The organism is Pseudomonas sp. GV071 (genome assembly GCF_003050835.1).
Classification (GTDB): domain Bacteria; phylum Pseudomonadota; class Gammaproteobacteria; order Pseudomonadales; family Pseudomonadaceae; genus Aquipseudomonas.
Genome location: NZ_QAOJ01000004.1, coordinates 41,475 through 65,695 on the forward strand (window position 1 = coordinate 41,475; position 24,221 = coordinate 65,695).

The following is a 24,221-nucleotide window of genomic DNA, read 5'->3' on the forward strand; positions in this document are numbered from 1 at the left end:
GGGACGGGCTTGGAGCCAGTTTTTTAGCGAGGGTGATGTGTTCAAGGATCTCAGCATCAAGGGCCGCGTGCTGCTGCTCACACTGCTTCCCACCAGTTTGTTGGCGTTGGTGCTAGGCGGCTATTTCACCTGGATGCAGCTGTCAGATTTGCAGGAGCAATTGCTGCAACGCGGGCAGATGACCATTGAACAACTGGCGCCCATTGCCGCGCCCGCCCTCGCCCGCAGCGATGCGGCACTGCTCGAACGAATTGCCAACGAGGCCCTGGAGCAGCCGGACGTACGCTCGGTGCACTTCCTCGCCGGCGACCATTCGCGACTGGCCAATGCCGGCCCGAGCATGCTCAATGCCGAGCCCGACGGCGATAACCGCCTGTTGCTACTGCGTAGTGGCAACGACGCCACCCGTTTCCTATTACCCGTATTCGGCCGCCACCGCAGCCTGTCCGGCGACCCGGTTGCCGATGACCCGGACCGTCTGCTCGGCTGGGTCGAGCTGGAGCTTTCCCACCACGGCACCTTGCTGCGCGGCTACCGCAGCCTGTTCGCCAGCCTGCTGTTGATCATCACTGGCCTGGGCGTGACTGCGCTGCTGGCGGTGCAGATGAGCCGTTCGATCAACGACCCATTACGGCGAATCAAGCAAGGCGTGGCGCTATTAAAGGAAGGCCGCCTGGAAACCCGCCTGCCGCCGCTGGGCAGTCACGAGATGGATGAGCTGGCCTCCGGCATCAACCGCATGGCTGAAACCCTGCAGAACGCCCAGGAAGAATTGCAACACAGCATCGACCAGGCCACCGAAGACGTGCGCCAGAACCTGGAAACCATCGAGATCCAGAACATCGAGCTGGACTTCGCGCGCAAGGAGGCCCTGGAGGCCAGCCGCATCAAGTCGGAATTTCTGGCCAACATGAGCCATGAAATCCGCACGCCACTGAACGGCATTCTCGGCTTCACTAACCTACTGCAAAAAAGCGAGCTGACCCCGCGCCAGCAGGACTACCTGGGCACCATCGAAAAATCCGCCGACAGCCTGCTGGGCATCATCAACGAGATTCTCGACTTCTCGAAAATCGAGGCCGGCAAGCTGGTGCTGGAAAACATTCCGTTCAACCTGCGCGATGTGCTGCAGGACGCCCTCACCATCCTCGCCCCTACCGCCCATGCCAAGCAGTTGGAGCTGGTCAGCCTGGTGTACCGCGACACGCCGCTGTCGCTGATCGGCGACCCGCAACGCCTGAAACAGGTGCTGACCAACCTGGTGAGCAACGCGATCAAGTTCACCCACGAAGGCACCATCGCCATTCGCGCCATGGTCGAGGAAGACAACGGCGAGCGCGCGCAACTGCGCATCAGCGTGCAGGACTCGGGCATTGGTTTGTCCGATGAAGACTTGCGCGCGTTGTTCCAGGCCTTTACTCAGGCCGACAACTCGCTGTCGCGCCAAGCCGGCGGCACCGGGCTGGGCCTGGTGATTTCCAAGCGGCTGATCGAGCAGATGGGCGGCGAAATTGGCGTGGCCAGTACACCAGGTGAAGGCTCGGAATTTTGGGTCAGTCTCAGCCTGCCCAAGGCCCGCGAAGATGCCGAAGACCAGCCGCAAGCGCCGCTGTTGGGGCGCACCGTGGCCGTGGTGGAACCACACGCGCTCGCCCGCCAAGCCCTCCAGCATCAACTGGAAGATTGCGGCTTGTTGGTCGTGCACCACCAGACGCTCGACAGCTTGCTCGGCGCCGTCAGCGCCCAGCAACACACTGACAAGCCCATCAGCCTGGCGGTGCTCGGCGTCACCTTTCATGACCTGCCGCCCGAGCATCTCAGCCAGAGGGTGTGGGACTTGGAGCGCATCGGTTGTAAAAGCCTGGTGCTCTGCCCGACCACCGAGCAGGCGCTGTACCACGAGTCGCTGCCGGACGCCCACAGCCAACTGCAAGCCAAACCGGCCTGCACGCGCAAGGTCCAGCGCGCCCTGATCGAACTGCTTGGCCCGCGCCATCAGCCGGCCGAAACGGTTCCGCAAGCGCAGAGCAGTCGGCCGCCGAAGATTTTGTGTGTCGACGACAATCCGGCCAACCTCAAGCTGGTGCACACCCTGCTCAGCGACATGGGCGCCGAGGTAACGGCGGTGGACAGCGGCTTTGCCGCGGTGGAGATCGTCAAGCACAAGACCTTCGACCTGATTTTTATGGACGTGCAGATGCCCGGCATGGATGGTCGCCAGGCCACCGAGGCGATCCGCCACTGGGAAGCCGAGCAGGAAGCAGTGCCGACGCCAATCATCGCCCTCACCGCCCACGCCCTGGCCAATGAAAAACGTGCCCTGCTGCAAGGCGGCATGGACGACTATTTGACCAAACCGATCAGCGAGCGGCAGCTGTCTCAGGTGGTGCTGAAATGGACCGGCCTGGGCCTGCGCAACCAGGGCGCCGACCGCCCAGCCGAAGCGCCGCAGCCGGCACCGGTGCCCACTCACAAAGTACTGGATGAAGAAGAAGGCTTGCGTCTGGCCGCCGGCAAAGCCGACCTCGCCGCCGACATGCTGAGCATGCTGCTGGCCTCCCTGGATGGCGACCGCGATACCATCCGCCAGGCTCGCGACAACGACGACCGCGCCGCCCTGATCGAGCGTGTGCACCGCCTGCATGGCGCCACCCGTTACTGCGGCGTGCCGCAATTGCGCGCGGTGTGCCAGCGCACCGAGACCCTGCTCAAGCAAGGCGACCCGGCCTACCGCGAGGCCCTGGATGAACTGGATGCGGCCATGGTGCGCCTGGCCGACACCGCCAGGCTGAGTGCCTGAAGCCGATCGACGGCCGGCCGGCAGCAGCGCCCATGCTAAGATGCCGGCCTCGTTTTTCTTACCGAATTGAACCTGCGCCATGGCCGAACACGACTTTCGCTACAACCTGCTCAACCCAGAACACACCCTGATCGAATGCCGCGCCCTGGTGCCGGGCCGTTATCAGGTCACCGGCAATGGCGGCTCAGTGAAAAGCGGCGACGTGCTGCTGGTGACCCTCAAAGGCAGCCGCGATTTGAGCATGCGCCTGAACGTCGACAAGGTTCGCCACCTGATCAACCCGACCGGCCAGTGGGTGGCGGTGGCGCAAGGCCCGGTGTTCACCGAGTTGTCTATCCTCAACTGGCAAGTGAAGTGCGACGGCTGTGACAAGCAGCTGGATTTCGAATTCGCCGTCGACGCCACCCTCGGCAAAAAGGCCCATGCGCCTGCCGCCGAAGCCCGTATCACCGAGCTGCTCTGGCAGAACCGCGATGGTCGTCACCTCTGCCCGGCATGCCAAACCAAGGACAGCTGATGAAAGCAAACCTCGCCCTCGGCGTGCTCGCCACCGGCCTGATGGCAGGCTGTGCCAGCGAAGCACCACAACTGGAACAGGACAGCGCCTACCAAGTGGAGTGGATCGGCGAACGCCCGCTGATCGACAACAGCCACCTGACTCTCACCCTCGGCGCCGACGGCCGCGCCTTCGGTAGCGCGGGTTGCAACCACTGGTTCGCCAGCTACAGCCTGAAAGACCAGCAGATCAGCTTCAGCCAGGCTGGCAGCACGCGAAAAATGTGCGCCCCGGCATTGATGGAACAGGAACAACGGTTCCTCGATGCGCTGAGCAAGGTGCAGCGCTGGGATATTTCCACGATTGACCAGTTGCAGTTATGGCCAGCGGAAGGCAAGCCTATTCGGCTGTGGCCGGCGCAATACCAGTAACTCGCGATCACTATGAGAGGGGCTTAACCGCGAGCTGTTGATTTTAAAAGCTCGCGGCTAAAGCCCCTCCCACAAAAGCGCTAGCTTGTGAACAACTCCAGCTGTTCACTCACCCGACGTAAATCAATCAAGCGCACCCCCACCCCGATCAAGCGCACCGGTTTGCCGCCGCGCTCGAAGGCGCTGCTGAGCAATTTGCGGTAGCTGTCCAGGTCACGGCCGGCGCCGGCCTGTTCGAGGGTGGTCTGGGTGAAGTCGTGGAATTTCAACTTCACCAGCGGTTTGTCCGGCCGGTAGCTGGCATCCAGGCGCTGCATGCGCCGATCCAGTTCTTCCAGTAGCCCCGGCAGACGCTCCAGGCAGGCCTCGAGATCCGGCAGGTCTTTGTCGTAGGTGGTTTCGACACTGATGGTCTGCCGCCGATGGTCGATCTGCACCGCACGCTCATCAATACCGCGCGCCAGGTTCCACAGGCGCTCGCCAAAACTGCCGAATTCGCGCGCCAGCTCCACCTTGCTCCACTCACGCAGTTGCGCGCAGGTTTCGATGCCCAGGCGCAGCAGCTTGTCGGCGGTAACCTTGCCGACGCCGTGCAGCTTGCTCACTGGCAGCACCGAGACAAAACCTTCCACCTCGTCGGGGGTGATCACAAACAACCCGTTGGGTTTTCGCCAGTCGCTGGCGATCTTGGCCAGAAACTTGTTCGGCGCCACCCCGGCCGACACGGTGATGTGCACCTGGGTCGATACTCGCCGACGAATATCCTGGGCAATGCGCGTGGCGCTGCCGGAAAAATGCGGGCAGTCGGAAACGTCCAGATAGGCCTCGTCCAGCGACAACGGTTCGATCAGGTCAGTGTATTCGCGGAAGATCCCCTGGATCTCGCGGGACACCTCTTTATAGACCTCCATGCGCGGACGCAGGATCAGCAAGTCCGGGCACAGCTTGAGGGCGTGGCGCGAGGACATCGCCGAACGCACGCCGTAGGCCCGGGCTTCGTAGTTGCAGGTAGCGATTACGCCACGTCGATCTGCCGAACCGCCCACGGCAATCGGTCGGTTGGCCAGGCGCGGATCATCACGCATCTCGATAGCGGCGTAAAAACAGTCACAATCCACATGAATAATCTTGCGCACAAAAAGTCCGGTAAGCCCCGTCTGGCATGGGCTGGCAGGCCGCAGTGTAGCATCGGGGTGACGCTAAGCATCTGAACAAACAACAGTTTTTCAGGATTAAAGGTTGACAGGCAAGAGTTCGACTGTAGAATGTGCGGCGCGGGATGGAGCAGTCTGGTAGCTCGTCGGGCTCATAACCCGAAGGTCGTCGGTTCAAATCCGGCTCCCGCAACCAGACATATAAAGGGCCACTTACTCAGTAAGTGGCCCTTTTTTGTTGCCTGCGATTTTTGCACGCGCATAACTCTTTGATAAAAAACGAAATTAGCGGTTGACACAAAAGCCTCGGACTGTAGAATTGCCGGCGCGGGATGGAGCAGTCTGGTAGCTCGTCGGGCTCATAACCCGAAGGTCGTCGGTTCAAATCCGGCTCCCGCAACCAAACATTTAAAGGCCACTTGGAAACAAGTGGCCTTTTGTGTTTCTGGCGTTTGGAACCTGTTCCCGCCCCCTCCTCCGCGGCCCACCTATATATAGAAGAGGCCGTGCGCTCGGCTTGACCACAAGCCAGCCTTGAACCACTACTAATGAAGCACCATCTGGAAGTGCAAACCGGTTGCTCCGCGCGCCAACGCAGCTGATCATTGCCGGGCTCGTTCGCCATAGGGAGTCATGCATGCTTTACCCAGGACCGCATCACGCTTCGCGACCTACTTGCGCTACCCCATTTGTTCTCGCTCGCCCTGCACCGACTCCGGCTGCTTCAGAGGTGCTGAATGCGCGCTAACCCTCCAGACGCCCAACACCCACCCGCCTCCGACGTACACCCGTCGCGCCTGCAGTGGATGGAACGCCTGAGCACCTACCGCCAGCCGATCGGCCTGGCCGTGACCCTATTGCTGTTCACCATTGCCCTGATCGCCTGCCGCCATCTGGTCAATGACCTCGACCCAGACTCCCTGCGTGAGTCGGTGCTCAGCGTACCCACCGGCGCCCTGCTCGGCGCCTTGGCCGCCACCGTGGTCGGTTTCATCATTCTGCTGGGCTACGAATGGTCGGCTAGCCGTTTCGCCGATGTGAAGCTGCCATTGCCGGCGCTGGCCTTCGGCGGTTTCAATGCCTTTGCGATTGGCAACGCCGTTGGCCTGTCGATGCTCTCCGGCGGCTCGGTGCGTTATCGCCTGTATGCACGCCACGGCCTGGGTCCTGGCGAAGTAGCTCGGATGACCCTGTTCGCCAGCCTGTCGCTGGGTTGCGCCCTGCCAATTCTGGCGGCCCTGGCCACGCTCAGCGATCTGCCTGCTGCTGCCACCGCCCTGCATTTGCCGGCCAGCGTGTTGGCAGCAATTGCCGTGGCCATTCTGCTCGGCTGCGGCGCGCTGCTGGTGGCCATCAGCAAACGTCGTCTGCCGGAACAACCGATGGCGGACAACCTGCTGATTCAGCTCGGCCGTCGCACCCTGCGGGTTCCTGGCCTGCGCCTGGCGGCGTTGCAGCTGGTGATCACCGCACTCGATGTGGCCGCTGCCGCCACCGTGCTGTATCTGCTGCTGCCGGAAGCGCCGCCCTTTGGCGCGTTCCTGCTGGTGTACCTGCTGGCCCTGGCGGCTGGCGTACTCAGCCATGTGCCCGGCGGTGTCGGGGTGTTCGAGGCGGTACTGCTGGCGGCCTTCGCTGACCAACTGGGCAGCGCCCCCTTGGCCGCCGCGTTGCTGCTGTATCGCCTGATCTACGTGGTATTGCCGTTGCTGGTGGCCTGCCTGCTGTTGCTGTGCAACGAGGCCTACCGCTTGATCGTCAAACACCAAGCCGTGCGCGTCGCGTCCGGCCTGGCTGCTCCGGTGCTGGCCCTGCTGGTGTTTATCTCCGGCATGGTGCTGCTGTTTTCTGGCGCCACTCCGGCCATCGATTCGCGCATCGACGACCTCGGCTTCCTTATCCCGCACCGCCTGATCGACGCCTCGCACCTTGGCGCCAGCCTGATCGGCGTGCTCTGCCTGCTACTCGCCCAAGGCCTGCGCCGGCGTCTGTCGGCCGCCTGGGTGCTGACCATGGTGCTGCTGCTGGTCGGCGCCCTGCTGTCGTTGATGAAGGGCTTCGACTGGGAAGAAGCCAGCCTGCTGACCCTCACCGCCAGCATGCTCGCCGTGTTTCGCCGCTCGTTCTACCGCCCCAGCCGTTTGCTCGAACTGCCGTTTTCCTGGGTATACCTGGTGGCCGCACTGTGTGTGCTGGGCGCCTCGATCTGGCTGATGTTTTTCGCCTACCAGGACGTGCCTTACGAGCACCAACTGTGGTGGCAATTCGCGCTGGATGCCGGCGCCCCGCGCGCCCTGCGTTCAGCCCTGGGCAGCGCCCTGCTGCTGGTGATCGTGGTGCTGACCTGGCTGCTACGCACCGAGCCACCGGAAATTCGCCTGCCGGATGACGCCGAACTGGATACCGCCGCGCGCATCCTGCGCGCCTCCGACCAGCCCGATGGCGGCCTGGCCCTGACCGGCGACAAAGCCCTGCTGTTCCACCAAGGTGACGACGCGTTTCTGATGTACGCCCGCCGCGGCCGCAGCATGATCGCCCTGTACGACCCCATCGGCCCGGCGCAACAACGTGCTGAGCTGATCTGGCAGTTCCGCGACCTCTGCGACCTGCACCACGCGCGCCCGGTGTTCTACCAGGTGCGTGCGGAGAACCTGCCCTTCTATATGGATATCGGCCTTACCGCACTGAAGCTCGGTGAAGAGGCGCGGGTCGACCTGCAGGCGTTCGACCTGGAAGCCAAAGGCAAGGAAATGAAAGACCTGCGCTACACCTGGAACCGTGGTGGGCGGGATGGGCTGGCCCTGGAAATCTTCGAGGCCGGGGCGGCGCCGATGGACGAGTTGCAAGCCATCTCCGCGGCCTGGGTCGAAGGCAAGAACGTGCGCGAGAAAGGCTTCTCCCTCGGCCGTTTCACCCCGCAGTACCTACGCCATTTCCGCATTGCGGTGATTCGCTTCGAGGGCCGCGCGGTAGCGTTTGCCAACCTGCTGGAAACCCAAAGCACCGAACTGGCCAGCCTCGACCTGATGCGCGCTCACCCGGATGCACCGAAGCTGACCATGGAGTTCCTCATGCTCGGCCTGATTCTGCATTACAAGCAGGCTGGCTACAGCCGCTTCAGCCTCGGTATGGTGCCGTTGTCCGGCCTGCAACCGCGGCGCGGCGCGCCATTGACTCAGCGCCTGGGGGCGATGGTGTTCCGCCGTGGCGAACAGCTGTACAACTTCCAGGGCCTGCGCCGCTTCAAAGACAAGTTCCAGCCCGACTGGGAACCGCGCTACATGGCCGTGCCTGCCGGGCTCGACCCGCTGGTAGCCCTGGCCGACACCGCCGCCCTGATTGCCGGCGGCCTGACAGGATTGGTGAAACGCTGATGATTCGACGCTTCTGGCGGCCGCTGCTGGCCGCATTGATTGTGCTGGTTCTGGTGGCCGGCGGCCTGTGGTGGAAAATGCGCAGCGGCCTGCCCAGCACCGCCCACCTGCAACTGGCCGACGGCAGCGCCCTGACCCTGGTCAAACCGGGCAGCGCAGCCAAGGCCCAGGTGGCCATCGGCGTACCGCCGGACATGCTGCTCAGCGACGCTCAACTGCTGACCTTGAGCCGCGACAACAGCGCGCAACTGGTGCAGTTCATCCTCGACGGCAAAGACTGCAGCGTGCAGCAACAGCGCCTGCAGGAAAGCCTCAGTCACCTCGCCGGTCCGGCGACCCTGGTGGCCGGTATCGGCCCGGGCGCCACCCTGGCGTGGAACTGGTTGGCCGGGCAGAGCAACGACCAGGCCAAGGCCCTGTCGGTGGACTTTTCCATCGAGAAACCCGATTGCCCGCAGCCGGCCAAAGCGCCCCACGGCCATTGGGTAGCCGCCTGGAACGACAACCCTGATGACCCCAGCGCCGCCTTTGCCCGCGAGCAAAGCAATGGCGTGACCAGCATCAGCGACTACGACACCTCCCTGCCGCAGGTACTGGAGAAAGAACTGCGCAACCTGCTGCAAGGTGAAAGCGACGCCATGCCAGTGGTCGAAGTGCCGGCGCCGGACCCTGACACCGCCTCCGACACCGTCAGCCTGTTCTACTCCGGCGACGGCGGCTGGCGCGACCTGGACCGCGATGTGGCCGAAGAAATGGCCAAACGTAACTACCCGGTGGTCGGCATCGACGCCCTGCGCTACTACTGGCAGCACAAGAGCCCGGAACAGAGCGCGGTCGATCTGGCCAAGCTGATGAAGCTGTACCGCGACAAATGGGGCGCGAAGAACTTTGTGCTGATCGGTTACTCGTTTGGCGCCGACGTGTTGCCCGCCATCTACAACCGCTTGCCGGCCGCCGAACAGCAACAGGTGCGCGGCATCCAGCTGATCGCCCTGGCGCGCAGCGGTAGCTTTGAAATCGAAGTGCAGGGCTGGCTCGGCACCGCCGGCAAAGAAGCCGCCACCGGCCCGGAAGTGGCGCGCCTGCCAGCGGCCAAGGTGCTGTGCGTGTACGGCAAGGATGAACTGGCCGAAAGCGGCTGCACCGAAGCCACCACAGTCGGTGAGAAGCTTGAATTACCGGGCGGCCATCACTTTGACGAAGACTACCCGGCGCTGGCTGTGCGCTTGATCAAAGACATCGAGAAGCGGCCGGAGCCGTAAACCGAACGTCCTCACCCCATCACCGTCATCCCAGCGAAGGCTGGGATCCAGCATTTCGGATCGATCCTCCAACCTCGACTTATCCAACACTCTGGGTCCCAGCCTTCGCTGGGACGACGGTGGACGTCAAATGCTAAGGTCTTCTTCGAACCCGCCAAAAGAGCGGGCCTGTGGCAGAAGAAGGAAGACCTGATGAGTTGGAAAAACAGCGAGTTCCGTTATGGCTCCGCCAGCATCACCCTGCATTGGCTGATGGTGATCCTGCTGGCAGCGGTATACGCCTGCATCGAATTGCGCGGCTACTTTCCCAAAGACAGCCCCGAACGCGACCTGATGAAGCAGTTCCACTTCATGCTTGGCCTCAGCGTGTTTGCTTTGGTGTGGTTGCGCATTGCGCTGCGGGTGATCAGCCCGACACCGCGCATCGAACCGGCACCACCGGCCTGGCAAATGCTGCCGGCCAAGCTGATGCACCTGGCGCTCTATTTACTGATGATGGGTCTGCCGCTCGCCGGCTGGCTGATTCTGAGCGCCGCCGATAAACCGGTGCCGTTCTTCGGCCTGGAGTTGCCCCATTTGATCGGCAAGAACCCTGACCTGGCCAAGCAGATCAAGGAATGGCATGAGCTCGGCGGCTCAGTGGGCTATTGGCTGATCGGCCTGCATGCCGTGGCAGGGTTGGCGCATCACTATGTGATTCGCGATAACACCCTGCTGCGCATGTTGCCGCGCCGGGGTTAATCCATCGGGGTTCAGAGAAGGCGTAGGTTGGGTTGACGAAGGAAGCCCAACATTCGCGGTGCCGAGGACAGTTGGGCTTCGCTATGCTCAACCCAACCTACGCCTCTCCATCAAATCTCGACCTGGGTACCCAGCTCAATCACCCGATTAAGCGGCAGGTTGAAGAACCGCAAATTGCCGTTGGCATTCTTGAGCAAGAAGGCGAACAGCATTTCCCGCCAACGCGCCATGCCCACCAACTTGGTGGAGATGATGGTCTCCCGGCTGAGGAAGTAGGTGGTGCGCATCGGGCTGAAGTCCAGGCCATCCAGGTGGCACAGGCCCAACGCTGCTGGCACGTCGGTCTCGTCCATAAAGCCGAAGTGCAGCACCACGCGGTAGAAGCCTTCGCCAAAGGAGTCGACCTCGAAACGGCGCTCGTTCGGCACCCGCGGCTCGTCTTCGTTCATTACCGTTAGCAGCACCACGGTCTCGTGCAGCACCTGGTTGTGCAGCAGATTGTGCAACAGCGCGTGGGGCACGGCGTCGGCGCGGGCAGTGAGGAACACCGCGGTACCTTGCACCCGATGCGGCGGCTGCACGCGGATACTGCTGATAAACAGCGGCAGCGGAATGGCGCTTTCGTCGAGGCGGTCCACCAGCAGTTGGCGGCCGCGCTTCCAGGTTGTCATCAGAATGAACAGCGCAGTCCCGATGATGACCGGAAACGCACCGCCCTGAAGAACCTTGGGCAGGTTGGCAGCGAAGAACAGGCTATCCACCAGCAAAAACGCCAGCAGCATCGGCACCGACGCCCAGGGCGACCAACGCCACAGCAGCAGCACCACGGCAGAAGCCAGCAAGGTGTCGATCAGCATGGTGCCGGTCACCGCCACGCCATAGGCCGCAGCCAGGGCGCTGGAAGACTCGAAGCCGAGCACCAGCAGCACCACACCGACCATCAACGTCCAGTTCACCGCGCCGATGTAGATCTGCCCTTGCTCATGGCTGGAGGTGTGCTGAATGAACATGCGTGGCACATAACCCAGCTGAATAGCCTGGCGGGTCAGGGAGAACGCACCAGAGATCACCGCCTGCGAGGCAATGATGGTGGCGAAGGTCGACAGCAGGATCATCGGCACCAGCGCCCAGCTTGGCGCCAGCAGGTAGAAGGGGTTACGCGCAGCTTCCGGGTTTTGCAGCAGCAGCGCGCCCTGGCCGAAGTAGTTCAGAGCCAGGCCCGGCAGCACCAGGAAGAACCAGGCGCGAGCAATCGGCTTGCGACCGAAATGGCCCATGTCGGCGTACAGCGCTTCAGCGCCGGTCAGCGACAACACCACAGCACCGAGAATGGTGATGCCGATGCCGGGGTGGGAAATAAAGAAATTAACCGCCCAATAAGGATTGAGCGCGTGAAGCACTTCCGGTGCTTGCAGAATGCCGTAAATCCCCAACGCACTGAGGGCGCTGAACCAGGTGAGCATCACCGGCCCGAAGAAAATACCGATGCGGCTCGTGCCGTGTTTCTGAATCAGGAACAACGCCACCAGCACGATCAAGGCCAACGGCACGACCCAATGGTCGATACCGTCAAAGGCCAACTCCAGACCTTCCACCGCCGACAGCACCGAGATCGCCGGGGTAATCATGCTGTCACCATAGAACAGCGCGGCACCGAACAGGCCCAGCAGCACCAGCACATTGCGCAGTTTGGGGTAGTCATTGGCGGCACGGCGGGCCAGTGCGGTCAAGGCCATGACCCCGCCTTCGCCCTGGTTGTCGGCACGCAGCATGAACAGCACGTACTTGAGCGACACCACCCAGAACAGCGACCAGAAGATCAGCGACAGAATGCCCAGCACGCCATCGTGGTTGGCCTGCACCCCGTAGTGCGGGTTGAACACTTCTTTGAGGGTGTACAGCGGGCTGGTACCGATATCACCGAACACCACGCCGACGGCAGCGACCATCAGGCTGATGGTCGAGGACCTGGGCGCAGAATGCGCATTGGACATGCACTAAGCTCCTGAAGGAAATCACACACAGATGTGCTACCTGCATGCGCTAAAACTGGGCGGCTTTATACCTGAATCCTGGGGCTCAAGGCACCTGTTTACGCTGCGCAGGCCGGCGAAATCGCGCCGTAAAACGCCGTGCACGGGTTACCAAACGAAGATTGCCCCCTGCAATTCAAGCAGCGATATGGCTATAACGCCCGCCCAGAGCATAGCTGAGGCGCCACCTGCCGGATGGAGGCTGGTCAAGTGGGTGACCTGCCGCTAGAATTGCGCACTTTTTGACCAGAGGCGCCCAAAGCGCCCGTCCAAACGCCTGAGGTTAGTCATGTCCACCGTCGCCACGCCGAAAGTCGGCTTCGTATCCCTGGGTTGCCCCAAGGCACTCGTCGATTCCGAACGCATCCTCACCCAGCTGCGCATGGAAGGCTATGAAGTCGTGGCGACCTATCAGGACGCCGACGTCGTGGTGGTCAACACCTGCGGATTTATCGACACCGCCAAGGCCGAGTCCCTGGAAGTGATTGGTGAAGCCATTGCCGAGAACGGCAAGGTGATTGTCACCGGTTGCATGGGCGTGGAAGAAAGTGCCATCCGCAATGTGCACCCCAGCGTGTTGGCCGTTACCGGCCCGCAGCAATACGAGCAAGTCGTCACTGCCGTCCACGACGCCGTGGCACCGCCGCAAAACCACAACCCGCTGATCGACCTGGTGCCGCCGCAAGGCATCAAGCTGACCCCGCGTCACTACGCCTACCTGAAGATTTCCGAAGGCTGCAATCATAGCTGCAGCTTCTGCATCATCCCCTCCATGCGCGGCAAACTGGTCAGCCGCCCGGTGGGCGACGTACTCAGCGAAGCCGAGCGCCTGGTCAAGGCCGGCGTCAAAGAGCTGCTGGTGATTTCCCAGGACACCAGCGCCTACGGCGTCGACGTGAAATACAAAACCGACTTCTGGAACGGCCAGCCGGTGAAAACCCGCATGCTGGAACTCTGCGAAGCGTTGAGCACCTTGGGCGTGTGGGTGCGCCTGCACTACGTGTACCCGTACCCGAACGTAGATGACGTGATTCCGCTGATGGCCGCCGGCAAGATCCTGCCGTACCTGGATATCCCCTTCCAGCACGCCAGCCCGAAAATCCTCAAGGCGATGAAACGTCCGGCCTTCGAAGACAAGACCCTGGCGCGCATCAAGAAATGGCGCGAGCAGTGCCCTGAGCTGATCATCCGCTCGACCTTCATCGTCGGCTTCCCTGGCGAAACCGAAGAAGACTTCCAGTACCTGCTCGACTGGCTGAGCGAAGCGCAGCTGGACCGCGTGGGTTGCTTCCAGTATTCGCCGGTGGAAGGCGCCCCCGCCAACCTGCTGGACGCCGCCGTAGTACCGGACGACGTCAAGCAATCGCGCTGGGACCGCTTCATGGAGCACCAGCAAGCCATCAGCGCCGCCCGTCTGCAGCTGAAAATCGACAAAGAGATCGAAGTGCTGATCGACGAAGTCGACGAACAAGGCGCCATCGGCCGCAGCTTCTTCGACGCGCCGGAAATCGACGGCCGCGTGTATGTCGACAGCGATCAGGACCTCAAGCCTGGTGACAAAGTGATGTGCCGCGTTACAGATGCTGACGAGTACGATCTCTGGGCCGAAACGCTGTAATAAAAAGCCCCGCTGATGCGGGGCTTTTTGATTGGCTCAGTATCGGCCGAAGCAACAATCAAAAGCTCGCGGCTAAAGCCCCTCCCACAGTGATCGAGTTGTTGTGGGAGGGGCTTTAGCCGCGAGCTTTTGACCTTATTATTCGCAGGTGTTGTGGCCGGTACTTCGTATAACCAACGCCCCGACAGTTCCCCCGTTTCAGGAGCCCGCCATGTCGCTGCGTTTCCCCCGCTCTGCCCTCGTGCTGCTGCTCGCGCTTTTCTGCCAAGCCACCCTCGCCGGCCCGCTATTGGACGCGATCAAAGAGCGCCGCGCCGAGCGCCAGCAGGACAGCGCTGCCTCAGCCCCGCTAGAACTGCCCGCCGGCGCCACGGCCATCAAAGACCTCGCCTACGGCCCCGCCGAGCGCGAGCGTATGGATGTTTACCTGCCAGCAAAACCCAGAAATGCCCCGATCATTTTTATGGTCCACGGTGGCGCCTGGAAAACCGGTGACAAAGACGCCCAGCAAGTGGTGGCCAACAAGATCGCGCGCTGGGTAAGTCAGGGTTTTATCTTCGTCTCCACCAACTACCCGCTGTTGCCGGACGCCAAGCCGCTGCAACAGGCCGAAGCAGTCGCCAAGGCGCTGGCCATGACCCAAGCCAAAGCCGCTAGCTGGGGCGGCTCGGCCAACCACGTGATTGTCATTGGCCACTCGGCGGGCGCCCACCTGGTCGCCCTGCTGGCCGCCTCGCCTAGTTTGGCGGCCGCTCAGGGCGCCAAACCCTGGCTTGGCACTGTGGCCCTGGACAGCGCCGCGCTGGATGTGGAGAAGATCATGCAGGCGCGCCACATGCGCTTCTATGACCAGGCCTTTGGTAGCGACCCGGCCTACTGGCAGCAGACTTCACCCAACTATGTGCTGGCCAGCGGCGCCGCGCCGATCCTCGCCGTATGCTCCACCCGCCGCGAAGTTGCCTGCGAGCAAGCGCAGCTGTTTGCCAGCCATGGCGCGGCCTTGGGCGTCAGCATCAGCGTGCTCAAGCAGGACATGAGCCACAAGGAAATCAACCAACTTCTCGGCACGCCAGGCGCCTACACCGATGCGGTGGAACACTTCATGGCCGGGCTGGATATCGACGTGACCAAACGCCTGGGCCGATAGGGGCAGCTAGACTGGATAACTCCATGCCCTAGCGAACAGGAGCCCCGTCATGCAAAAAATCGGTCCCTGCCTGTGGTTCGACACCCAGGCCGAAGAAGCGGCGAAGTTCTACGTATCGGTGTTTCGCAATTCGCGGATCATCGAAACCAACTACTTTCTCGAAGGCGCGCCCAAGCCTGCCGGCACCGTGATGACCGTGCGTTTCAGCCTGGATGGCGAAGAATTCATCGCCCTCAATGGCGGGCCCGAGTTCCAGTTCTCGCCGGCGGTGTCGTTTGTCGCCAACTGCGTTGACCAGGTCGAGGTCGACCGCCTCTGGGCCGCACTGAGCGAGGGCGGCCAGGAAGTGCAATGCGGTTGGCTGACCGATAAATACGGGGTGTCCTGGCAAGTGGTGCCCACCGCCCTCTACGACATGCTCAACAGCCCCGACAAAGCCGCCGCGCAACGGGCTTTCAGCGCCATGATGGGGATGATCAAGCTGGATATCGCCGCCCTGCGCAAAGCCTTCGCAGCTGCCTGAGCGCTACCCCGGGTTTAGGGCCACACTCACCGAGCGCTGCATACGGCGCTTTCAATGAGGTGATACATGGACAACGGCTCCCTTTACGCCCAGTTCGCCAAAGCGGCAGCGCGGTTTTGTGGCAAGCCACCGGTATTTGCCATCGCCATTGGAGTGATCGTGGTATGGCTCATCAGCGGGCCGCTGTTCCACTACAGCGACACCTGGCAATTGGTGATCAACACCGGCACCACCATTGTCACGTTCCTGATGGTTTTCCTGATTCAGAACACCCAGAACCGCGATACTCAAGCCATTCAGATCAAACTCGACGAACTGATCCGCGCCACCCAGGGCGCCCATAACGCCCTGCTGGACCTCGAAGAACTGGACGATAAAAAGCTCGATATTTTTCGCCGCAAATATGAGGCCCTGGCGGGCTCTGCACGGGAGCGATTGGCGTTCGGTACGCTGGACACGGATACGCCTGATGCCTGACGGCCGAAAAGCCAGCCCGGCGACAGCAGGCATTGTTACAATGCCCGCCCATTACGCTTCCCGGCCCTCGTCATGACAGACCCCATTCGCCTTTCCAAACGCCTGATCGAAGTGATCGGCTGCTCGCGTCGCGAGGCCGAGCTGTATATCGAGGGCGGCTGGGTAACGGTCGATGGTGAGGTGGTGGACGAACCGCAGTTCAAGGTAGCCGAACAGACGGTCGCTCTGTTGCCGGACGCGGTACTCACTCCGCCTGAGCCGGTGACCATTCTGTTTCACCAGACGCCCGACCTGGATATCGACGCCGCCCACGCGCTGATCAGCCCAGCCACCCTGTCGGCGGAACACCGCTTTGGCACCCGCCCGCTCAAAGGCCACTTCCTGCGCCTGAACAGCGCCGCACCGTTGCAGCACAACGCCGCCGGTTTGCTGGTGTTCACCCAAGACTGGAAGATTCTGCGCAAGCTCACCGACGACCTGGCCAAGCTGGAACAGGAATACGTGGTGGAAGTGACCGGCGACATCATCGAGCACGGCCTCAGCCGCTTGAACCAGGGCCGCACCATCAAGGGCAAGGTACTGCCGCCGGTGAAAGCCAGCTGGCAAAACGAAACCCGCCTGCGCATCGTATTGAAAAACCCGACACCGGGCCTGCTCGCCGCCCTGTGCGCCAGCGTGGGACTCACGCCGGTCGGCATAAAGCGCATCCGCATCGGCGGCGTCTCCATGGGCAAGCTGCCCGCCGGGCAATGGCGCTACCTGGCCAAAACCGAAAAATTCTGAGGCGCAGGCTCTGCCCTCCTCCCCATTCAGGACCGCACCATGATCAACAACGACGTACTGCGCAGCGTGCGCTACATGCTCGACCTCAGCGACCCCAAGGTGGCCCAGGTTATCCAACTGTCCGGCCTGGAAGTCGACCTCGACACCGTGCGCGCCTACCTGAAAAAGGACGAGGAAGAGGGCTACCTGGAATGTGACGACGAAGTGCTCGCGCATTTCCTTGACGGCCTGATCTTCCACCTGCGCGGCAAAGACGACAGCCGCCCGGCGCAGCCCATCGAACTGCCAGTCACCAACAACATGGTGCTGAAAAAACTGCGAGTGGCCTTCGAACTGAAAGAAGACGACCTGCACGAGATTCTGCAGAGCGTCGACTTCCCGGTGAGCAAACCTGAACTCAGCGCCCTGTTTCGCAAGTTCGGCCACAGCAACTACCGCACCTGCGGCGACCAGTTGCTACGCAACTTCCTCAAGGGCCTGACCCAGCGCGTGCGGGACAAATAAACACCTGTAGGGCGGCTTCAGCCGCGATGCTCTTGAAATCAAAAAAAGCATCGCGGCTAACCGGAGCGCCGGACCGGCCGCTCCTACGAACACCAACCCGCATGCCTCTCTATTCTCGCAAGCAATAGTCCCTGCGTAATCGCGCCTCTCGCATTAGGGTGTTGGCACAACAACCCTGACAAGAGCACGCCCCATGCACCCTTACTTCTCTCTCAAAGGCCGTACCGCACTGGTAACCGGCGGCACCCGTGGCATTGGCAAGATGATCGCCAAAGCCTTCGTGGAAGCCGGCGCCCGCGTTTATGTCTGCGCCCGTGACGGCGAAGCTTGTGCGGCAACGGCCGCCGAGTTGTCGGCCTTTGGTGAATGCCACGGCATCGCCGCCAACCTGGCCCATGAAGAAGGCGTGGTGGCGCTGGTCGAACAACTGACCGGGCAGATCGACAAGCTCGACATTCTGGTCAACAACGCCGGTACCACCTGGGGCGCACCGCTGGAAACTTACCCGGTGAAGGGCTTTGAAAAGGTTATGCAGCTGAACGTCACCTCGGTGTTCCTGTGCATCCAGAAACTGCTGCCGCTGCTGCGCAAAGCCGGCAACAGCGACAGCCCGGCGCGGGTGATCAATATCGGCTCGGTAGCCGGCATCACCTCCTATGGCGAAGAAGCCTACGCCTACGGCCCGAGCAAGGCCGCCCTGCACCACCTGTCGCGCTCGCTGGCGCGTGATCTGGTCGGCCAGCACATCAACGTCAACGTCATCGCTCCAGGCCGTTTCCCGAGCAAGATGACCAGCCATATCGCCAACGATGAAGAAGCGCTGGCCGAAGACACCGCGATCATTCCGATGAAACGTTGGGGCCGTGAGGAAGAGATGGGGGCGTTGGCGATTGCGTTGGCGAGCACCGCCGGGGCTTATATGACTGGTACCGTGATTCCGATTGATGGTGGGTTTGCGATGTAAAGCAACAGCATCGCGGCTGAAGCCGCTCCTACGGAATGTGCAATCTCGTAGGAGCGGCTTCAGCCGAGATTCCTGCAAACGTCATTCCTCCGACAGGTATGATGGCCCGGTTTTCCAGCCGGGCTTTTTTATGTCTTATTCGGTCGCCCCCATCGGTTTTGTGCGCTCCTGCTTCAAGGAGAAGTTCGCCATTCCCCGTCAGCCGCAATTGGCCCCCGCAGCCCGTGGGGTGCTGGAATTGCTGCCGCCGTTCGATCAGGGCGAAGCCGTGCAAGGGCTGGAGCAGGTCAGCCACGTGTGGCTGCTGTTCCTCTTTCACCAGGCCTTGGAAGACAAGCCGCGGCTGAAGGTGCGCCCTCCGCGCCTGGGCGGCAATCAGTCGATGGGCGTGTTCGCCACCCGCGCCACCCACCGGCCTAACGGCATTGGCCAGTCGGTGGTGAAGCTGGAACGGGTTGAAGCCGGCAAGCTGTGGCTGTCGGGCATCGACTTGCTCGACGGCACGCCGGTGCTGGATATCAAACCCTATGTGCCCTATGCCGATGCGGTAAGCGGGGCGTTCAATCACATGGCCGATGGCGCGCCCGGGTTGATTGAGGTGGTGTGGAGCGAAGGTGCATTGGCGCAGGCGCTGGAGCATGGGCAGCGGTTGGAGCAACCGGTGCAAGAGTTGGTCGAACAGTGTCTGGCTCAGGACCCGCGCCCGGCTTATCAACAGCCGGAACCGAGCCGCATCTATGGCACGCAGTTGTGGGATGTGCAGGTGCGGTGGCATTACCCGACGCCTACACAGATTTGTGTGCTCGAGGTGGTTCCTGCTTGATCACCTTTTCCAGGGATCGCGGCTGAAGCTGCTCCTACGCACAGTCCGTAGGAGCGGCTTCAGCCGCGATGCTTTTCCAACGCACACAAAAAAGCCCGCCATCTAGGCGGGCTTTTCACTTGCGTTCTGCTTACTTCTCAACGAAGGCACGTTCGATCAGGTAATCACCCGGCTCACCCATACGAGCAGAGATTTTCAGACCGAAGCTGTCCAGCACTTCGCTGGTTTCATCGAGCATGCTCGGACTGCCGCAGATCATTGCGCGGTCGTCTTGCGGGTTGATCGGTGGCAGGCCGATGTCGGTGAACAGCTTGCCGCTGCGCATCAGGTCAGTAAGACGACCCATGTTCTCGAACGGCTCACGGGTAACGGTGGGGTAGTAGATCAGCTTTTCTTTCAGCGCTTCGCCGAAGAATTCGTTCTGTGGCAGGTGCTCGGTAATGAACTCGCGGTAGGCGACTTCGTTCACGTAGCGCACGCCGTGAATCAGGATGACCTTTTCGAAACGCTCGTAGGTTTCCGGGTCCTGGATCACGCTCATGAACGGCGCCAGGCCAGTGCCGGTGCTCAGCAGGTAGAGGTGCTTGCCAGGCAGCAGGTCGTCCAGCACCAGGGTGCCGGTGGGCTTGCGGCTGACCATCAGCTCGTCGCCCACTTTCAGGTGCTGCAGTTGGGAAGTCAGCGGGCCGTCCGGAACCTTGATGCTGAAGAACTCCAGATGCTCTTCATAGTTCGGGCTGGCAATCGAGTAAGCTCGCATCAGCGGGCGACCGTTTTCCTGTTGCAGACCAATCATTACGAACTGGCCGTTCTCAAAACGCAGGCCCGGGTTGCGGGTGGTTTTGAAGCTGAACAGGGTGTCGTTCCAGTGATGGACGCTGAGCACACGCTCGGAGTTCAAGTTGCTCATGCTGCTTCCTCGGTAATCGCATGCACCCGACCGACGGGTGCTAGTGCGCGGCATTTTAAGGGCGACAACAATATCTGTTAAGTGGATTATTAAGATATAGGTTATCGGTTATATAGATATGCGTTTCACACTCCGCCAACTCCAGGTTTTTGTCGCCGTCGCCCAGCAGGAAAGCGTCTCGCGGGCGGCTGAATCGCTGGCGCTGTCGCAGTCCGCCGCCAGCACCGCAGTCACCGAGCTGGAGCGGCAATCGGCCTGCCAGCTGTTCGACCGCGCCGGTAAACGCCTGTCGCTCAATGCCCTCGGCCATCAATTACTGCCTCAGGCAGTGGCACTGCTCGACCAAGCTAAAGAGATCGAACGCATGCTCGGTGGCAAGGGCGGCTTCAGCTCGTTGTCGGTGGGCGCCACCCTGACGGTGGGCAACTACCTGGCGACCTTGCTGATCGGCAGTTTCATGCAGCAACATCCGGAATGCCGGGTAAAGCTGCACGTGCAGAACACCGCCCATGTTGTACAACAGGTGGCCCACTACGAAATTGATCTAGGCCTGATTGAAGGCGACTGCCAGCACCCGGACATCGAAGTGCAGCCCTGGGTGGAAGACGAACTGGTGGTGTTCTGCGCCCCGCAGCACCCGCTGGCCGCCAATGGCCGCGCGACCCTGCTGGAGCTGACGCAAGAAGCCTGGATTCTGCGCGAACAGGGTTCCGGCACCCGCCTGACCTTCGACCAGGCGATGCGTCATCACCCCACCGCATTGAATATTCGCCTGGAGCTGGAACACACCGAAGCGATCAAGCGCGCCGTGGAGTCCGGCCTGGGCATCGGCTGTATCTCGCGCCTGGCCTTGCGCGATGCGTTTCGCCGCGGCAGCTTGGTGCCGGTTGAAACCCCGGAGCTGGACCTCACGCGGCAGTTCTACTTCATCTGGCACAAGCAGAAGTACCAGACCAGCGCCATGCGCGAGTTTCTCGAGCAATGCCGCAAGCTGACCGCCGGGGTGCGGCGCAGCGATGAGATTGTATTGCCGGCGATTGCCTGAAATATAAACAGATTGAAAACGTAGCGAGCGAAGGATAGGCAAGGCAAAAGCGGAGTTGGCTGTAGCCAATGAGCATTTTTGCACCTGCTTTTAACGCCGCCTAGCCGAGCGCAGTAGTTTTCAGCCCAGCAAAATCACCAACCAGACGCTTCCAATCAGACTCAGCGCGACAAATTGCGCGGCGCTGCCCATGTCTTTGGCGTTCTTGGAAAGCGGGTGCAAGTCCAGCGAAATGCGGTCAATCGCGGCCTCCACCGCCGAGTTGAGCAACTCGACAATCAACGCCACCAGGCATACGCCGATCATCAGCGCGCGTTCGCCACGGCTGACGTCGAACCAGAAGGCCAGCGGAATCAACACCACATTGAGCAGCACCAGCTGACGGAACGCCGCCTCGCCCGTGAACGCGGCGCGCAGGCCGTCGAAGGAATAGCCGGTGGCGTTGAGGATGCGTTTAAGGCCGGTCTGGCCTTTGAATGGCGACATAGGGAATACAACCAGAATTCATGAGGGCCGCAGGCTACGCCATACGCGGTCAAAAATGCGTGAAAAACCAAAGACCTGCTGCAGTTCAACCGGCAGGAATGGATTCCAGATGTTGCAACAGCAATGCAGCCTGGGTGCGCGTACGCACGCCTAACTTGCGGAAGATCGCAGTGACGTGGGCCTTGATGGTGGCTTCCGACACGCTCAACTCATAGGCGATCTGTTTGTTCAGCAAGCCGTCGCAGACCATGGTCAACACCCGGAACTGCTGGGGCGTGAGGCTGGCCAGCCCGGCACTCACGGCTTTCGCTTCGGCCGACAGGCTGGCGCCCTCTTCGGCTTGCGGCGGCCACCAGACATCGCCGTCGAGCACTTCACGCACGGCCTGCTGAATAGTTTCCAGCGGACTGGACTTGGGGATGAAACCGCTGGCGCCGAACTCACGGGCGCGGGCCACCACGGCGGCTTCTTCCTGGGCCGAAACCATCACTACCGGCACTTGCGGGTATTGCCCGCGGAGCAGCACCAGACCGGAAAAACCGTAGGCGCCAGGCATGTTCAGGTCGAGCAGGACCAAATCCCAGTCCGACTTCTCCCCCAAACGCGCTTCCAGTTCGGCAATGCTCGCCGCCTCCACCAGCCGCACCTGCGGCCCCAGGCCCAAGGTCAGGGCTTGATGCAGCGCACTGCGAAACAGCGGGTGATCGTCGGCAATCAGGATTTCGTAGTCGGCCATGGGCTGCTCTTGTTGTAGGAACCGCTCGTTATGCGAGGGTCTGTTCGCGATGGTTGATCGCGGCGGCACGAAAGGGGGCGCTTCTCGATGTACGAAAAGCCGCTGCCCATCAGGGTGCAGAGCGCAGCGGCGGCGCCCAGCATGCCGAGCCAGAATGGGGTGGTCAAGCCTTAAGCTTTACGGCACAGTTCGTGGCTTTTCCTGCCGAGACCGACCATGCGAAACCAAGCCCTGCGCGCCGACCTGTTGATGCTGATTACCGCGCTGATCTGGGGCAGTGCCTTTGTCGCCCAACGCATGGGCATGGACTCCATCGGCCCGTACCTGTACTCCGGCCTGCGCTTTGCCCTCGGCACTCTGGTGCTGCTGCCGGTGGTGTATTTCCTCAGCCGCGGCAATAAACAACCGTTCAACCGCGGCCTGTTCATTGGCGGCGCGCTGATGGGTGTGGTGCTGGCGTTGGGCATCAACCTGCAGCAGGTAGGTCTGCTGTTTACCAGCGTGACCAACGCTGGTTTCATCACTGGCCTGTACGTGATCGTGGTGCCGCTGGTGGGGATTTTTCTCGGCCACAAGACCGGCATCGGCACGTGGTTGGGCGCCGTGCTGGCAGTGTTCGGCATGTTCCTGCTCAGCGTCGGCGACGGTTTTCATGTTGCCTCCGGTGACTGGCTGCAACTGGCGGGCGCCTTTGTCTGGGGTAGCCATGTGCTGCTGGTGGGCTACTTTGCCGGCCGCTACGACCCGATCCGCCTGGCTACCATCCAGTTCGCCGTGTGCGCGGTAATCAGTCTGGCGCTGGCGCTGACCTTCGAAGACATCCACGCCGCCAGCATCATCACTGCAGGTCCCTCGATCATTTACGGCGGCCTGATTTCCGTGGGCATCGCCTACACCCTGCAGGTGATCGCGCAGAAACACGCCATTGCCTCCCACGCGGCGATCATCTTTTCCCTGGAAGCGGTGTTTGCGGCCATTGCCGGCGCGCTGTTTCTCGACGAATCGCTGCACCTGCGCGGCTACATCGGCTGCGCGCTGATGTTCGCCGGCATGCTGGTGGCGCAGCTATGGCCGAGAAAAGTCGCTGAGGAAGTGGCAGAAGCGAAGGTCGCCTGAGCGACCTTCTATATGGAAGGACCTAGAGGTACTCAGCCATGCGCTGATGCACGTCATCTTCAGGATCGACCGGGCGCTGAAACTTGGCGCCCAGGTAATGCGCGGTAAACACATCCAGATAGGCGTCCAATGCCGCCCCGGCCCGCGGCTCACCGGCCAACTCCAGGCACAACGCCGCCACCTCCGACGTGCACAAATGGTCATCGCGCTTGGAGCGGCGTAAGCGATAACGTGACAGCTGCTCCGGCTGCAGACTGAGCACCGGGAACTGGTCCAGGTACGGGCTCTTGCGGAACATCTTGCGCGCCTCGGTCCAGGTCGCGTCCAGCAGGATGAACAGCGGGCGCTTGCCCTCCTCCACCTTCACTTCAGTCACCACCCGCTCCGGCGCGACGAACTCACCGGGGAACACCAGGTACGGCTGCCATTGTGGGTCGTTGAGCAGGGCCGGAATTTCCGGCTCCACTGAGGTACGGAACCAGCGGTAGGCGAAGGTATCGCTCACCAGGTCGGCAATCAGCCAGCCGGTATTGGTCGGCTTCAACGCCTCCACATCGTGCATCAGCAGAAACATGCCGGCGTTGGTCGGCACCTGCGGCCGCAGGTGGCACAGGCAATATTCGGGGATCACCCGGCACCCTTCACAGCGCGGTGCCCGCGAACCACGGGCAGTAAAGGGCTTGGAGCTCATTTCCAAGCGCTCGGCGCGCAAACGCGAAACGGCATGGCTCATGGCATGCGCTCGAGCAGGGAATGAAGGCTGATCATGGACAACATCCGACCATCGAAAAAGAAAGC

22 protein-coding genes and 2 tRNA genes are annotated in these 24,221 nt (G+C 61.7%); 18 read left to right on the plus strand and 6 right to left on the minus strand.

Annotation, left to right across the window (positions count from 1 at the left end):
* The first annotated feature begins 37 nt into the window (after positions 1-37).
* The 3 genes from C8K61_RS08880 to C8K61_RS08890 all read left to right on the plus strand — a co-directional run bounded on the left by C8K61_RS08880 (position 38) and on the right by C8K61_RS08890 (position 3,727).
* Positions 38-2,800 (plus strand): response regulator, encoded by a 2,763-nt coding sequence (locus tag C8K61_RS08880; RefSeq protein WP_108095885.1) that lies wholly within the window; start codon positions 38-40, stop codon positions 2,798-2,800.
* Positions 2,801-2,879: 79 nt separating this feature from the next.
* On the plus strand, positions 2,880-3,317 hold the full coding sequence (locus C8K61_RS08885) for a hypothetical protein (protein ID WP_108095886.1): 438 nt from the start codon (positions 2,880-2,882) through the stop codon (positions 3,315-3,317).
* Positions 3,317-3,727: an META domain-containing protein gene (locus tag C8K61_RS08890; RefSeq protein ID WP_108095887.1), complete on the plus strand. Its 411-nt coding sequence runs from the start codon at positions 3,317-3,319 to the stop codon at positions 3,725-3,727. The genes C8K61_RS08885 and C8K61_RS08890 overlap by 1 nt, the downstream gene beginning before the upstream one ends.
* 80 nt (positions 3,728-3,807) lie before the next feature.
* Here C8K61_RS08890 and dinB read toward each other — a convergent pair whose 3' ends face one another.
* Positions 3,808-4,863 carry a DNA polymerase IV gene (gene dinB / locus C8K61_RS08895; protein WP_108095888.1) on the minus strand — a complete coding sequence of 352 codons (1,056 nt, stop codon included), beginning with the start codon at positions 4,861-4,863 and terminating at the stop codon, positions 3,808-3,810.
* 137 nt (positions 4,864-5,000) lie between these two features.
* Here dinB and C8K61_RS08900 point away from each other — a divergent pair.
* The 5 genes from C8K61_RS08900 (at position 5,001) to C8K61_RS08920 (ending at position 10,258) form a co-directional block, all read left to right on the plus strand.
* Positions 5,001-5,077: transfer RNA gene (locus tag C8K61_RS08900), tRNA-Met, on the plus strand.
* Between the two features lie 130 nt (positions 5,078-5,207).
* A tRNA-Met gene (locus C8K61_RS08905) sits at positions 5,208-5,284 on the plus strand.
* A 334-nt stretch (positions 5,285-5,618) separates the two neighbouring features.
* Positions 5,619-8,255: a bifunctional lysylphosphatidylglycerol flippase/synthetase MprF gene (mprF, locus tag C8K61_RS08910; RefSeq protein ID WP_108095889.1), complete on the plus strand. Its 2,637-nt coding sequence runs from the start codon at positions 5,619-5,621 to the stop codon at positions 8,253-8,255.
* On the plus strand, positions 8,255-9,517 hold the full coding sequence (locus C8K61_RS08915; protein WP_108095890.1) for a virulence factor family protein: 1,263 nt from the start codon (positions 8,255-8,257) through the stop codon (positions 9,515-9,517). The genes mprF and C8K61_RS08915 overlap by 1 nt, the downstream gene beginning before the upstream one ends.
* Positions 9,518-9,709: 192 nt before the next feature.
* Positions 9,710-10,258: a cytochrome b gene (locus C8K61_RS08920; RefSeq protein WP_108095891.1), complete on the plus strand. Its 549-nt coding sequence runs from the start codon at positions 9,710-9,712 to the stop codon at positions 10,256-10,258.
* 110 nt (positions 10,259-10,368) lie between these two features.
* On the opposite strand, the gene C8K61_RS08925 is transcribed toward C8K61_RS08920, so the two are convergent.
* Complete coding sequence (locus tag C8K61_RS08925) at positions 10,369-12,252, minus strand: potassium transporter Kup (protein ID WP_108095892.1); 1,884 nt, start codon at positions 12,250-12,252, stop codon at positions 10,369-10,371.
* Positions 12,253-12,580: 328 nt separating this feature from the next.
* Between C8K61_RS08925 and rimO the strand changes: the two genes are divergently transcribed.
* The 8 genes from rimO to tsaA all read left to right on the plus strand — a co-directional run bounded on the left by rimO (position 12,581) and on the right by tsaA (position 19,130).
* A complete protein-coding gene (rimO, locus tag C8K61_RS08930; protein ID WP_108095893.1) occupies positions 12,581-13,909 on the plus strand; it encodes a 30S ribosomal protein S12 methylthiotransferase RimO in 1,329 nt (442 codons plus the stop codon).
* Positions 13,910-14,120: 211 nt separating this feature from the next.
* Entirely contained in the window at positions 14,121-15,056 is a 936-nt protein-coding gene (locus tag C8K61_RS08935) for an alpha/beta hydrolase (RefSeq protein WP_108095894.1), read from the plus strand.
* A 49-nt stretch (positions 15,057-15,105) separates the two neighbouring features.
* Positions 15,106-15,579 (plus strand): VOC family protein, encoded by a 474-nt coding sequence (locus C8K61_RS08940; protein ID WP_108095895.1) that lies wholly within the window; start codon positions 15,106-15,108, stop codon positions 15,577-15,579.
* 66 nt (positions 15,580-15,645) lie between these two features.
* Positions 15,646-16,056 carry a low affinity iron permease family protein gene (locus C8K61_RS08945; RefSeq protein ID WP_108095896.1) on the plus strand — a complete coding sequence of 137 codons (411 nt, stop codon included), beginning with the start codon at positions 15,646-15,648 and terminating at the stop codon, positions 16,054-16,056.
* Between the two features lie 72 nt (positions 16,057-16,128).
* Positions 16,129-16,839, plus strand: coding sequence for an rRNA pseudouridine synthase (locus C8K61_RS08950; RefSeq protein ID WP_108095897.1), 711 nt, complete (start codon positions 16,129-16,131; stop codon positions 16,837-16,839).
* A 39-nt stretch (positions 16,840-16,878) separates the two neighbouring features.
* Positions 16,879-17,343 (plus strand): DUF1456 family protein, encoded by a 465-nt coding sequence (locus C8K61_RS08955; RefSeq protein ID WP_108095898.1) that lies wholly within the window; start codon positions 16,879-16,881, stop codon positions 17,341-17,343.
* A 193-nt stretch (positions 17,344-17,536) separates the two neighbouring features.
* Positions 17,537-18,307 carry an SDR family oxidoreductase gene (locus C8K61_RS08960; RefSeq protein ID WP_108095899.1) on the plus strand — a complete coding sequence of 257 codons (771 nt, stop codon included), beginning with the start codon at positions 17,537-17,539 and terminating at the stop codon, positions 18,305-18,307.
* 130 nt (positions 18,308-18,437) lie between these two features.
* On the plus strand, positions 18,438-19,130 hold the full coding sequence (gene tsaA / locus C8K61_RS08965) for a tRNA (N6-threonylcarbamoyladenosine(37)-N6)-methyltransferase TrmO (protein ID WP_108095900.1): 693 nt from the start codon (positions 18,438-18,440) through the stop codon (positions 19,128-19,130).
* A gap of 130 nt (positions 19,131-19,260) precedes the next feature.
* Here the strand turns inward: tsaA and fpr are convergent, their stop codons facing one another.
* Positions 19,261-20,040 (minus strand): ferredoxin-NADP reductase, encoded by a 780-nt coding sequence (gene fpr, locus C8K61_RS08970; RefSeq protein WP_108095901.1) that lies wholly within the window; start codon positions 20,038-20,040, stop codon positions 19,261-19,263.
* Between the two features lie 118 nt (positions 20,041-20,158).
* On the opposite strand from fpr, the gene C8K61_RS08975 reads away from it, so the two are divergent.
* Positions 20,159-21,085: a LysR family transcriptional regulator gene (locus tag C8K61_RS08975; protein WP_108095902.1), complete on the plus strand. Its 927-nt coding sequence runs from the start codon at positions 20,159-20,161 to the stop codon at positions 21,083-21,085.
* A 120-nt stretch (positions 21,086-21,205) separates the two neighbouring features.
* On the opposite strand, the gene C8K61_RS08980 is transcribed toward C8K61_RS08975, so the two are convergent.
* The gene (locus C8K61_RS08980) at positions 21,206-21,571 is read right to left on the minus strand and encodes a diacylglycerol kinase (protein WP_108095903.1); all 366 of its coding nucleotides are present in this window, start codon (positions 21,569-21,571) and stop codon (positions 21,206-21,208) included.
* 85 nt (positions 21,572-21,656) lie between these two features.
* Positions 21,657-22,307, minus strand: a complete 651-nt coding sequence (gene erdR / locus C8K61_RS08985; protein WP_108095904.1) for a response regulator transcription factor ErdR — start codon at positions 22,305-22,307, stop codon at positions 21,657-21,659.
* 216 nt (positions 22,308-22,523) lie between these two features.
* On the opposite strand from erdR, the gene C8K61_RS08990 reads away from it, so the two are divergent.
* Complete coding sequence (locus tag C8K61_RS08990; RefSeq protein ID WP_108095905.1) at positions 22,524-23,423, plus strand: DMT family transporter; 900 nt, start codon at positions 22,524-22,526, stop codon at positions 23,421-23,423.
* A 22-nt stretch (positions 23,424-23,445) separates the two neighbouring features.
* On the opposite strand, the gene C8K61_RS08995 is transcribed toward C8K61_RS08990, so the two are convergent.
* A complete protein-coding gene (locus C8K61_RS08995) occupies positions 23,446-24,156 on the minus strand; it encodes a tRNA-uridine aminocarboxypropyltransferase (protein ID WP_108095906.1) in 711 nt (236 codons plus the stop codon).
* Between the last annotated feature and the right edge of the window lie 65 nt (positions 24,157-24,221).

Excerpts from the sequence above, each read along its gene's own strand:
- C8K61_RS08925 (WP_108095892.1), bottom strand. The coding sequence starts at position 12,252 with ATGTCCAATGCGCATTCTGCGCCCAGGTCCTCGACCATCAGCCTGATG.
- C8K61_RS08960 (WP_108095899.1), top strand. The coding sequence starts at position 17,537 with ATGCACCCTTACTTCTCTCTCAAAGGCCGTACCGCACTGGTAACCGGC.
- C8K61_RS08885 (WP_108095886.1), top strand. The coding sequence starts at position 2,880 with ATGGCCGAACACGACTTTCGCTACAACCTGCTCAACCCAGAACACACC.
- C8K61_RS08950 (WP_108095897.1), top strand. The coding sequence starts at position 16,129 with ATGACAGACCCCATTCGCCTTTCCAAACGCCTGATCGAAGTGATCGGC.
- fpr (WP_108095901.1), bottom strand. The coding sequence starts at position 20,040 with ATGAGCAACTTGAACTCCGAGCGTGTGCTCAGCGTCCATCACTGGAAC.
- C8K61_RS08945 (WP_108095896.1), top strand. The coding sequence starts at position 15,646 with ATGGACAACGGCTCCCTTTACGCCCAGTTCGCCAAAGCGGCAGCGCGG.
- mprF (WP_108095889.1), top strand. The coding sequence starts at position 5,619 with ATGCGCGCTAACCCTCCAGACGCCCAACACCCACCCGCCTCCGACGTA.
- C8K61_RS08990 (WP_108095905.1), top strand. The coding sequence starts at position 22,524 with ATGCGAAACCAAGCCCTGCGCGCCGACCTGTTGATGCTGATTACCGCG.
- C8K61_RS08980 (WP_108095903.1), bottom strand. The coding sequence starts at position 21,571 with ATGTCGCCATTCAAAGGCCAGACCGGCCTTAAACGCATCCTCAACGCC.
- rimO (WP_108095893.1), top strand. The coding sequence starts at position 12,581 with ATGTCCACCGTCGCCACGCCGAAAGTCGGCTTCGTATCCCTGGGTTGC.
- C8K61_RS08920 (WP_108095891.1), top strand. The coding sequence starts at position 9,710 with ATGAGTTGGAAAAACAGCGAGTTCCGTTATGGCTCCGCCAGCATCACC.
- C8K61_RS08995 (WP_108095906.1), bottom strand. The coding sequence starts at position 24,156 with ATGAGCCATGCCGTTTCGCGTTTGCGCGCCGAGCGCTTGGAAATGAGC.
- C8K61_RS08940 (WP_108095895.1), top strand. The coding sequence starts at position 15,106 with ATGCAAAAAATCGGTCCCTGCCTGTGGTTCGACACCCAGGCCGAAGAA.
- tsaA (WP_108095900.1), top strand. The coding sequence starts at position 18,438 with ATGTCTTATTCGGTCGCCCCCATCGGTTTTGTGCGCTCCTGCTTCAAG.
- C8K61_RS08955 (WP_108095898.1), top strand. The coding sequence starts at position 16,879 with ATGATCAACAACGACGTACTGCGCAGCGTGCGCTACATGCTCGACCTC.
- C8K61_RS08915 (WP_108095890.1), top strand. The coding sequence starts at position 8,255 with ATGATTCGACGCTTCTGGCGGCCGCTGCTGGCCGCATTGATTGTGCTG.
- C8K61_RS08935 (WP_108095894.1), top strand. The coding sequence starts at position 14,121 with ATGTCGCTGCGTTTCCCCCGCTCTGCCCTCGTGCTGCTGCTCGCGCTT.
- C8K61_RS08975 (WP_108095902.1), top strand. The coding sequence starts at position 20,159 with ATGCGTTTCACACTCCGCCAACTCCAGGTTTTTGTCGCCGTCGCCCAG.
- C8K61_RS08890 (WP_108095887.1), top strand. The coding sequence starts at position 3,317 with ATGAAAGCAAACCTCGCCCTCGGCGTGCTCGCCACCGGCCTGATGGCA.
- erdR (WP_108095904.1), bottom strand. The coding sequence starts at position 22,307 with ATGGCCGACTACGAAATCCTGATTGCCGACGATCACCCGCTGTTTCGC.